Below are 10,447 nucleotides of genomic sequence, written 5' to 3' on the forward strand. Positions count from 1 at the left end.
GGTCTCTTCAGATAACCCTTATCTCAAGCTCTTCCTCTCCGTAAAGGTGAACCGCACAGGCGAGGCAGGGGTCAAAGGAGTGGATAGTCCTCAGTATCTCAAGGGGCTCTTTGGGATTGTGGAGCCTGTGCCCGACGAGTGAGGCTTCGTAGGCTGAGGGCTGTCCCTTTGCGTCTCTAGGTGAGGCGTTCCAGGTTGTGGGAACCACCGCCTGATAGTTGGCTATCTTTCCCTCTTTGATGTGAACCCAGTGCGAGAGCGAGCCCCTCGGAGCTTCCATGAAGCCAACTCCCTTCGTCTCCCTTTCCCAGGTGGAAGGTTCCCACTTCTCGCCGTTGAAGACATCGTAGTTCTCGTTCTTTACGTTTTCCAAGAGCTTTGAGAACCAGCCCCTCATGGCGTTTGCGTAAACCTTAGTTTCAAGACCCCTCGCCAAGGTCCTGCCGAGGGTAGAGTAGAGGGCGTTGAGAGGAAGGTCAAGCCCCTTCAGGGTTATGCTCACCTCTTCCCTAATGCCGTACAGGTCCCTCGCGTACATGGTCAGAACCCTCGCAAGGGGTCCCACCTCCGCAGAGTGGTCCTTGTACCTCGGTGCCTTCAGCCAGGAGTACTTTCCCTCAACGTTGAGCTGTTCGTAGGGTGGCTGGGGTCCGGTGTAGCTTAGCTCCGTCTCACCCTCCCAGGGGTGCAGGGGCTCTTCGTCCCCAACCGAGTACCTGTACCAGCTGTGGGTAACGTACTCCTTTACCTCCTTAAGGTCAACCTCTTCAGGCTCGGAGAGGTTCCTGCCCTTTATAAAGGTGGGTGGGATAAACCACCTCCCCTCCCTGTGGGAGTCTCCCTCGGGCTCCCCGAGGACGAGGAAGTTTCCAAGCCCCTCTCCCCTAAAGAACCAGTCCCTGTAGAACTGCCCGAGAGCTATGAGGTCGGGGAGGTAAACCTTCTCAACGAACTCGTTCATATCATCTATCAGGCTCTTTACCCTGCCGAGCTTCTCCATGTTTATGGCTGTGTCGCTAGCCGGGTTTATGGGAGAGGGCATGCCTCCAACGGCGAAGTTGGGGTGGGGGTTCTTCCCTCCGAATATCGTGTGAACCTGAACTATCTTTGTCTGCCAGTCAAGGGCATCAAGGTAGTGGGCGAGGAGCATCAGGTTTAGCTCCGGCGGTAGCTTGTACTCGGGATGCTTCCAGTAGCCCTTGCTGAATATACCGAGCTGTCCCCTCTCCACCTGCTTGACAACCTTCTTCTGCACATCCGCAAAGTATCCGGGAGTTGACTTCTCGTAGCTTGAGTACCTCCTCGCAAGCTCGGAGGTCTTTTTGGGGTCTGCCTTGAGAGCCTGAACGGGGTTTATCCAGTCAAGGGCGTGGAGGTGGTAGAAGTGGACAACGTGGTCGTGGACGAAGAGCGTCCCTATCATGAGCTTCCTTATGAGGGAAGCGTTCTCGGGAACCTTTATGCTCAGAGCGTCCTCAGCAGCCCTTATTGAGGCGAAGGCATGAACGGTTGTACAGACTCCGCATATCCTCTGGGCAAAAGCCCACGCCTCCCGGGGGTCTCTGCCCCTGAGTATTATCTCTATCCCCCTCACCATGGTCCCAGAGCTGTAAGCCTTCTCTATGGTTCCTTCCTTTACCTCAGCCTCAATCCTGAGGTGACCCTCTATCCTCGTTACGGGGTCAACGACAACCCTCTTCATTCCTCTTCCTCCTCTATGGACTCCGCTACAAGGTCAACGAGGCTTATAAACCTGTAGTCCCTTCCAAGCTCCTGAGAACTCTTGCTCAGGGCGAGCATACAGTTGGCACAGTAGCAGGCAACGTTCTTGGTACCTGCCTTGTCAAAGAGCTCAGCCTTGGTGAGGAAAGCCTTCTGTCTGTGGTAGTCAGCCTCGTGCTCCACAACAACACCGCCTCCCCCACCGCAACAGATGTTCTTTTCGGGAAACTCAACCGAGTCCCTGAAGTCCTGCGCCAGGAGGCTGAGTATCTCCCTCGGCTCCTTGAGAACTCCTCCCCTCCTTCCTATCTGGCAAGAGTCGTGGAGGGTTATCTCGTCCACCACCTTCTTGGGGAGGGTGAGCCTTCCCTCCTTTACCATCCTGTAGATGAACTCAACCACGTTAAGGACATCCATGTCCCACTCCCCGGGGAATACGTTTGGGGCTACGAACCTCATTGATTGATAGGCATGACCGCACTCGGGAGCTATTATCGTCTTTATCCCGAGCTCCTTCGCACCTGTGAGTATCCTCCTGAGGAGCTCCTTAGTAACCTCCTTGCTCTGGGTAAAGAGTCCGAAGTTTGTAGCCTCATGCGCCTTTGTGGACACGGTCCAGCTCACACCAACCTTGTTGAGAACCTTGGCTGTAGAGGCAACGGAGGAGGGATACTTCATCAGCTCAATGGAGGAGGGTATGTAGAGGTAGTCCGCCTTCTGGTCAACGGGAATTTCTACCTCCCACTCATCGGAGATGAACTCTATCCTGCTCACGAATGTGGGGACATCAACCCCAAGGGGGCTCCCTTTCTCAATAGCTGTGTTCGTAGCCTCCGCCAAGTCCTCCGGGACCAAGCCTGCCTGAGTGAGGGCACCCCTTACTATGGAAACGAGCCTGGGTGTGTCTATACCCATGGGGCAGACCTTTGTGCACCTGTCGCACATGGTGCAGGTGTAAAAGGCGAGCTTCACTTGCTCCTTCAGGTCTTCGGGAGATATCCTGACCCCAAAGCCGAGAGCCTTCTTGAACTTCCCCAAGAGGGTGTAGTTTTCCTTGTATATCTCCCTCAGGAGGTCCGCCTTGTAGGCAGGGGTAAGGGTCGGGTCAATCTTTCCCGAGATGTTCTCCCCCATGTAGAAGAGGCATGCCTCCGCACAGAGTCCGCACCTCACACAGGCTTCAAGGTAGGAGGCTACCTCCGTATTTACCGAGTTCTTGCAGAAGTTGTAAAAGGTCTCTATCTCCCTCTGAGTTATCTCTTCCTTGTGTTCCACGCGAAGCGTCATTTTATACCTCCTAAAAGGAAACTCCTCTCTTACCTACGTTCCAGCCGTAGAAGAAGACCGAGAGGAAGTAGTAAACGAAGTGGGAAAGCCTGCTGAAGGGTATGTAAATTATGAGAACAGCTGCGGAGAACATGTGAAGGGTGACCATCCAGACGTAAAGACCCCCTCCTGACCAGCGGGTGGCGAATATACCCGTGAAGAGGACTATCCCTATGAGAATGTTGGCAAAGTACTCATCCTTACCTGTCAGGAGCTTTAAGACCGGGTTGAATACCCTGTGAATTGTGAGGGCGAAGAGGGAACCCAGAGCGGAGTAGGCGAGTATGTCAGCCACGATCTGGGGCATGTAGGGAAGCTCAAAGCCGAGTATCTCCTTCCACAGAAAGGCGTGCTGGGGGACGAAGAAGGTAAGTCCCAGGAAGCCGAGGTGAAAGAGGAAGCCTCCAACGTACTGGATTCCCCTGTGGGCAAAGGCCTCCATGAAGAACCTCCACCCCTGGGTGGGCTTTAGGGCTATCTTCTCAAGAGCTTTGGCGAGGGGGTTTCCCTTCGGCTTGGCATAGTCCTTGGGCAGTCCCAGAAGGAGAACCCTGAAGAACCTGTAAGATATACCGACAAAGAAGAAGACGAGGGCAAACTTCAGGAGGGGTCCCCTCACGAGGTCGTACAGAGCTACATCGGTCATATCACTTTCCTCCTCTCAGCTTCCTGTTTATCCAGGCTATACCCGCTCCGGCGGCTGCTCCGAGGGCAACGCCCGTGGCTATCTCCTTGACACCGAAGCCTCCCTCAACGACGGAGAGGGGTCTGTAGATGAAGCCCCTGTCCCAGAAGTCTGGTTCCGAACAGCCGAAGCAGGGATGTCCTGACTGTATGGGGAAGCTGAGTCCTCCGTTCCATCTTATCGTGGGGCAGGCGTTCCGGGTTATAGGTCCCTTACAGCCCATCTTGTAGAGGCAGTAGCCGTTCCTTGCCTTCTCGTCATCAAAGGACTCCGCAAACTTGCCGGCGTTATAGAAGGACCTTCGGTAGCACCTGTCGTGGATGGTCTGTCCGTAAAAGGTCTTTGGTCTTCCAAGGCTGTCAAGGGGCGGTAGCTTTCCGAGGGCGAGGAAGTGAACTATCGTCGCCACCATGACATCACCTATGGGAGGACAGCCGGGGATGTTCACGACCTTCTTGCCCTTCAGAACCTCATAGACGGGCTTTGCACCGGTAGGGTTGGGCTCAGTCTTTGGGATGCCTCCCCAGGAGGCACAGCTCCCCACAGAGACAACGTCGGCAGCTCCCTCGGCGGCTTCCTTGAGGAGGTCGTAGTTGGATTTTCCAGCCACAGCACAGTAAACTCCGTTGGGTGTGACAGAACCCTCAACCACGAGGATGTAATTTCCTCTGTACTTCTCCATAGCCTCCCTCTTGGACTCCTCCGCATAGTACCCGGAGGGTGCCATCAGCGTCTCGTGGTACTCAAGGGAGATAAAGTCAAGGAGGACCTCCGTGGGCATGACGGTGGTAGACCTTATGAAGGACTCAGAACACCCTGCGCAGTCCTGAAACTCAAGCCATATGACCACAGGTTTTGGCTTCGTCTCAAGGGCATTTACCACCTGGGGAAGCATAGCCGGGGGGAGTCCGAGCATAGCTGTTGTGAGGGTGGCGAACTTCAGGAAGTCCCTTCGGGAGTACCCCTTATCCCTGAATATATCTGAAAGAGTATTCATTCTCTTACCTCCCCTTATAAATATGAGGCACGTCACATAGCAGTCAAGAGTGACATCGGTGTCCCAAACTGTGACATATGTGGCACACCTGTCCTACGTGGATAGAGCGAAAGCCTACCTATTCTAGGGCTCGCTCTTCTGGCATAGAAATTGCTTGAAGATTTCAGGAGAGAAAATCCTAAAGGGGGTGCAATTATGGGTAAGCTAAGCAGAAGAGACTTTCTCAAGGTTTCTGGTGCTGGGGCTGCTATTGCAGCTTCCGCAGGGAGCGGTGCGGTCAGCTTCACCTTCGCCAAGGGGACGAAGACCATTCACCTGCCCAAGCCCAGCAAGGGCTCTCCCCGGGTGGTCATAGTCGGAGGTGGCTGGTCGGGCTCAACCTTAGCCAAGTACATAAAGAAGAAGGACCCCAATATTGACGTGGTCGTTGTGGAGAAGAACAACGTCTTCATGTCCTGTCCCGTCAGCAACCTCTGGCTCGTTGACCTCGTTGACCTTGAGTTTCTAATCCACGACCATAAGAAGGCAGCGGACAAGTATGGCTATCACTTCATTACCGCGGAGGTGCACGACATAGACAGAAGGAGGAGGTACGTTTACACGAGCCTCGGCAAGCTCCACTACGACTACCTCGTCCTCGCAACGGGTATTGATTACGATTACTCCCAGTGGGTAGGCGACGACCCCAGAGACATAGAGATAGCCAAGACGAGATATCCTGCAGCCTTCAAGCCCGGAGAGGAGCACTTCGCCCTCAAGAGGAAGATAAGGGACTTTGAGGAGGGGAACTTCGTTATCACAGTCCCTCCAGGACTTGACTACAGGTGTCTGCCCGGTCCCTACGAGAGGGCAACGATGATAGCCTGGTACTTCAAGCAGAACGAGATACCGGGAAAGGTCATACTCCTTGACCCCCACAACGACCCGCCTGTCAAGGCGGAGGGCTTCCACAAGGCGTGGGATGAGTTCGTGAAGGGTTATATTGAGTACTACCCCCAGACCCAGATAAAGCACGTGGACTTCGGAAAGAAGAAGATATCCACAAACCTCGGGGACTTTGACTTTGATGACCTGAACCTCTACCCGAGGTGTAAGTCCGCACCTCTCGTTTACAAAGCTGGTCTCGTTCCCAAGGGCGACAGGTGGCCCGCCCTCAGATGGCCCTGGTACATGTCCAAGGTTGATGAGAGGATCTTCTGCACCGGGGATGCGAGGAACCACCCCTTCTCCAAGAGCGGAAACACGGCAAACTCCGAAGCCCACATAGTTGCGGAGCTGATAGTCAACCTTGCCCACGGCAAGAGCATGGACTACAAGCCTCCCAGAACCCTGTGCTACTCCGGAGTTGATAAAGGTAAGGCTGTCTGGGTTGACCTGACCTACAAGTACGACCCCAAGAAGAACTCCTTCGCTTTCCACAACGTCAAGATGGACAACACACCTTCAAGGAAGAACTGGCAGGCTTACATTGAGTGGGCGAGGGCTATGTACAGGGATATGTTCTCCTGACCACTCTGGGCAGCACCCCGCTGCCCTTCTCCCCTCCCTTTTTGGCTTAAAATATACACCCTGTGAATATCAGGCTTGCCACCCTTCAGCTCTCAATAACAGAGAACCTTGAGCTCAACTACGAGAAGGTTGAGAGGCTTCTAAGCATCGCTCCGGAGGGCAGTCTCGTCCTGCTACCGGAGATGTTCTTCTGCGGATTTGATTACGAGAGGTTGGAGGAGTTCTCACTCCTGAGCGAGTATATGGTGGAGAAGCTGAGGCTCCTTTCAGAGAAAAGATCCTTTACCCTCTGCGGAACGGTTCCCGAAAAGACGGAGCAGGGTATAAGGAACACAGCCTTCCTGATAGAGAAGGGGGAGATGAAGGGAAAGAGGAGCAAGGTGAAGCTCTTCCCTCCCTTTGAGGAGGACAGGCACTTCGTTCCGGGGAGCGAGAACCCCGTCTTCACAACAGGCTTTGGCAGTGTAGGGATACTGATATGCTTTGAGATAAGGTTCACAGACATGGTTTTAGAACTCAAGAGGAAGGGCGTAGATATACTCCTCGTGCCGGCTCAGTGGGGCTACAGCAGGAGGGAACATCTGAGGGTTCTATCCCGGGCACGTGCCATTGAGCTTCAGAGCTTTGTTGTAGTGTCCGATACGTGGGGAGAGTTTAAAGGGACCCGCTTCGCGGGTATGAGCGGAATATACTCTCCCTGGGGTGAAACCCTCGCCTTCTCGGAGAAGGGGGATACACTTCTTCAGGCTGAGGTAGACCTCGGGCAGGTCAGGGAGGTAAGGGAGAAGATTCCCGTAGAGCTGGATTAATATATTGCCATGTACCTGATGGAGAACTATCAGAGGCTCCCCGTGGGCTTTGTCAGAGGGGAAGGAGTTTACCTCTACGATGAGAAGGGCAAGAGGTACCTTGACTTCCTCTCGGGGATAGCGGTCTGCTCCCTCGGGCACGCCCACCCAAGGCTCACCGAGGCTATCTGCACTCAGGCTGAGAGGCTCATCCACGTTTCCAACCTCTTTGAGAACCCCTGGCAGGAGGAGCTCGCTAGCGAGCTGGTCTCTGAGTTCTGGACCCGAAGGGCAAGGGTCTTCTTCTGCAACTCGGGGGCTGAGGCGAACGAGGCAGCTATAAAGCTGGTTAGGAAGTACTTCAGGGACAGGGGAGAGGACAGATACAGGATAATCACTTTCAGGAGAGGCTTTCACGGGAGAACCTACGGGAGTCTTTCTGCAACAGCTCAAGAGAGGTTCCACGAGGGCTTTGAGCCGATGCTCGCAGGCTTTGATTACGCCGAACTCAACGACATTGAGTCGGTGAAGGAGCTGATAGGGGAAGAGACTGCAGGGGTCATGCTTGAGGTTATACAGGGAGAGGGAGGGGTGAACGAGGCTGAGGAGGGGTTCCTGAAGGAGCTCCAGAGGTTGTGCAGGGATGAGGGGCTTCTCATGGTGATTGACGAAGTCCAGACGGGCGTTGGGAGAACAGGGAAGTTCTACGCTTACCAGCATTTCGGGCTTGAACCTGACATCATAACCCTTGCGAAGGGTCTGGGTGGAGGTGTTCCTATCGGTGCGGTCTTGGCAAGGGAGGAGGTGGCAGGCGCCTTTGGTCCCGGCACCCACGGTTCAACCTTTGGAGGGAACGCCTTAGCCTGCAGGGCTGGTCTCGTAGTAGTTGAGGAGGTCAGGAGGTTACTCCCCAAGGTTGGGGAGCTCGGAGATTACTTCTCTAAAAAACTCCGGGAGCTCGGCTTTGATAGGGTAAAGGGAAGGGGGCTCATGCTCGGCGTTGATTACGGGAGGGAATGCAGAGAGCTCGTCCTGAGGGCTTTAGAGAGGGGGCTTGTGATAAACTGCACCGCCGGAAGCGTTATAAGGTTCCTGCCACCACTTATAGTTGAGAGGGAACACATAGACGAGGCTGTAGATATACTCAGGGGAATCCTCTGAGGATGCTTTCCAGAACGCCCGTCAGGGCGTCCATCTCATCCCTCGTTCTCTTTTCGGTCACGGCGACGAGGAGGTGGTTCTCAAGCTCCGGGTAGAACCTACCCAAGGGAATCCCGAGCATGTAACCCTCATTTAGGAGCTCCTTCCAGAGCCTCTCCGCTCCATCCAATCTCAGGGGAAACTCCCAGAGATGCCTCCCGCCAAAGGGCTCTTCAAAGCCGAGCTTAAGTAGTTTCTCTTTTAGATAGAGAGCCTTTGAGATGCTCTGGATAGCCACCTCTCTCAGCCCTTCCCTTCCGAGGAGAGAGAGATAGATGAGGTTCATCAGGGCTAAGAGGTTCTGGTTTGTGCATATGTTGGAGGTCGCTCTCTCTCTTCTTATGTGCTGCTCCCTCGTCTGGAGAACGAGGGTGAAGGCTCTCCTGCCCTCAACGTCCTCAGCCATGCCGACGAGCCTTCCCGGCATCTTCCTGACGTACCTCTCGCGGGTTGAGAAGAAGCCCACGTAAGGTCCCCCAAAGCTGAGGGGAACTCCGAGCTGCTGCCCCTCCCCCACAACTATGTCAGCTCCGAACTCCCCGGGCGGCTTGAGGACCGCAAGGGCGACAGGGTCTGCCACAACGATGAAGGGAACCTCGTAGGTCCTGGCGAGCTCTCCGATCTCCCTGAGGGGCTCTATGTATCCCAAGAAGTTCGGATACTGCACGGCGAGGGCGTGAGCAGAGCCGTCCTTTAGAGCTTCCTCAAGTCTATCAAGGTCGGTGGTTCCTTCGGAGGTGTAGGGCACGAAGGCTATCTCGTCCTCGTATCCGCTCAGGTAGGTCCTAACGACCCGCTGGTAGAGGGGGTTTATCGCTGATGAGAGGACTACCCTTCTCCCCTTACCCTTTATCGCCCTCGCCATGAGGACTGCCTCAGCCAAGGCGGAGCCTCCATCGTACATTGAGGCGTTGGCAACCTCCATGCCTGTGAGCTCACATACGAGGGTTTGATACTCGTATATAGCCTGAAGGGTTCCCTGCGAGGCTTCAGCCTGATAGGGTGTGTAGGCTGTCAGGAACTCTCCCCTCTGGGTGAGATAGCCTATTGCTGCAGGGACTATCCTGTCGTAGCTGCCCGCACCCGCAAAGTAGATGGGTGTCCTGTTCAAAGAAGACAGCTCTCCGAAGTACCTCCTGAGCTCCTCCTCAGACCTCGGAGGGGGGAGATCCTTGGGAGGATTGAGAAGGGAGCCCTCTATGTGGGAGAAGAGCTCCTCAAGGGATCTGAGCCCGAGGCTTGAGAGGATACGCTGGATCTCTTCCTCTGAGTGGGGTATGTACATTACCTCTCCTCTTCGTAGCCCAGCTCCTCCTCGGGCAGGCTCTCAAGGGACTCCTCAAGCCCCTCTACAGGTATCTCTTCGGTGGATTCCTCTCCCTGCTCTTCCTTTATTATCTCCCTAAGGAGCTCGGCATAGTCCTCGGGAGGCATGAGGTCCTCAACCTCGGTGGGGTCCTTCATCTCAACTATAGCAACCCAGCCGGCATCGTAGGGGTCCTCGTTTATTATGGAAGGGTCGTCAATCAGGTCTTCGTTCACCTCAATAACCACACCCGTGACGGGACTGTATATAGGGGCAACGTTCTTGACGGACTCAACGTTGGCGAGGGTTTCTCCAGCCTCTACCTCCTGCTCCTTTTCGGGTAGGTCAACGTAAACTATGTCGCCGAGCATCTTCTGGGCATAGTCTGTTATGCCCACCTGAGCCTTCCCGTTCCTTATGTAAGCCCACTCGTGGTCTTTGGTGTAGTATCTGTCACCCTTGACAAGGTATCCGCCCACCACTATGTCTTCCATCTCTGCATCCTCCAAACTTTTATTTTACAAGTCCTTGCTCTGAAAGAGAACCTTGAATCTATCTCCCATGCTTATGAGCATCGTCTTGAGCCTTGAAAGCCTTTCCACAGCCTCGGGGCTCTCCTCAAAGCTGAGGCTTTCCAACTCGCTCAGGAAGTGGGGTATGCTGGCGAGAAAGTTCCTCTGGAAATCGTAGAGGAGGGTCTTCAAACCGAAGTCCCTGCCGTACTCCATAAGAGCGGAGAAGTTCACCTGAGCGGAGATATCCATGGCTTCCTCTCTGTATATATCGCCACTGACGGAATGCTTTTTATAGCCTAAGACCGTTCCCTCGGGAAAGCGGTGAATCTCCTCAGAGGTGTAGCCGTAGTCTATGGCGAGGTGGTAGCCCCTTATAAGGGATTCCGACAGCTCCCTCAG

Annotated in this window: 10 protein-coding genes; 3 read left to right on the plus strand and 7 right to left on the minus strand. The window is 54.6% G+C overall.

From position 1 onward, the window contains the following. Nucleotides 1-7: 7 nt before the first annotated feature. The 4 genes from AC1HCM_RS03380 to AC1HCM_RS03395 are packed head-to-tail and all read right to left on the minus strand — an operon-like array spanning nt 8 to nt 4,730. On the minus strand, nt 8-1,702 hold the full coding sequence (locus AC1HCM_RS03380) for a nickel-dependent hydrogenase large subunit (protein ID WP_479460369.1): 1,695 nt from the start codon (nt 1,700-1,702) through the stop codon (nt 8-10). Continuing rightward, nucleotides 1,699-3,009, minus strand: a complete 1,311-nt coding sequence (locus AC1HCM_RS03385; RefSeq protein WP_479460370.1) for a (Fe-S)-binding protein — start codon at nt 3,007-3,009, stop codon at nt 1,699-1,701. Before AC1HCM_RS03385 ends, AC1HCM_RS03380 begins: the two co-directional genes overlap by 4 nt. Before the next feature lie 10 nt (nt 3,010-3,019). After that, nucleotides 3,020-3,694, minus strand: a complete 675-nt coding sequence (locus tag AC1HCM_RS03390; RefSeq protein ID WP_479460371.1) for a hypothetical protein — start codon at nt 3,692-3,694, stop codon at nt 3,020-3,022. Nucleotide 3,695: 1 nt separating this feature from the next. Next, nucleotides 3,696-4,730, minus strand: coding sequence for a hydrogenase small subunit (locus tag AC1HCM_RS03395; protein ID WP_479460372.1), 1,035 nt, complete (start codon nt 4,728-4,730; stop codon nt 3,696-3,698). A 195-nt stretch (nt 4,731-4,925) separates the two neighbouring features. On the opposite strand from AC1HCM_RS03395, the gene AC1HCM_RS03400 reads away from it, so the two are divergent. The 3 genes from AC1HCM_RS03400 to AC1HCM_RS03410 all read left to right on the plus strand — a co-directional run bounded on the left by AC1HCM_RS03400 (nt 4,926) and on the right by AC1HCM_RS03410 (nt 8,188). Then, complete coding sequence (locus AC1HCM_RS03400) at nt 4,926-6,239, plus strand: FAD-dependent oxidoreductase (RefSeq protein WP_479460373.1); 1,314 nt, start codon at nt 4,926-4,928, stop codon at nt 6,237-6,239. A 62-nt stretch (nt 6,240-6,301) separates the two neighbouring features. After that, nucleotides 6,302-7,048 carry a carbon-nitrogen hydrolase family protein gene (locus tag AC1HCM_RS03405; protein ID WP_479460374.1) on the plus strand — a complete coding sequence of 249 codons (747 nt, stop codon included), beginning with the start codon at nt 6,302-6,304 and terminating at the stop codon, nt 7,046-7,048. Between the two features lie 9 nt (nt 7,049-7,057). Further along, nucleotides 7,058-8,188: an acetylornithine/succinylornithine family transaminase gene (locus tag AC1HCM_RS03410; protein WP_479460375.1), complete on the plus strand. Its 1,131-nt coding sequence runs from the start codon at nt 7,058-7,060 to the stop codon at nt 8,186-8,188. Here the strand turns inward: AC1HCM_RS03410 and gcvPA are convergent. The 3 genes from gcvPA to AC1HCM_RS03425 form a co-directional block, all read right to left on the minus strand. Continuing rightward, a complete protein-coding gene (gene gcvPA, locus AC1HCM_RS03415) occupies nt 8,172-9,512 on the minus strand; it encodes an aminomethyl-transferring glycine dehydrogenase subunit GcvPA (protein WP_479460376.1) in 1,341 nt (446 codons plus the stop codon). The genes AC1HCM_RS03410 and gcvPA overlap by 17 nt on opposite strands. Continuing rightward, the gene (gcvH, locus tag AC1HCM_RS03420; RefSeq protein ID WP_479460377.1) at nt 9,512-10,027 is read right to left on the minus strand and encodes a glycine cleavage system protein GcvH; all 516 of its coding nucleotides are present in this window, start codon (nt 10,025-10,027) and stop codon (nt 9,512-9,514) included. Before gcvH ends, gcvPA begins: the two co-directional genes overlap by 1 nt. Nucleotides 10,028-10,051: 24 nt before the next feature. Next, the coding region (locus tag AC1HCM_RS03425) for an SAM-dependent methyltransferase (protein ID WP_479460378.1) at nt 10,052-10,447 on the minus strand (396 nt) is incomplete at its 5' end.

This window comes from Hydrogenivirga sp., from assembly GCF_056450045.1.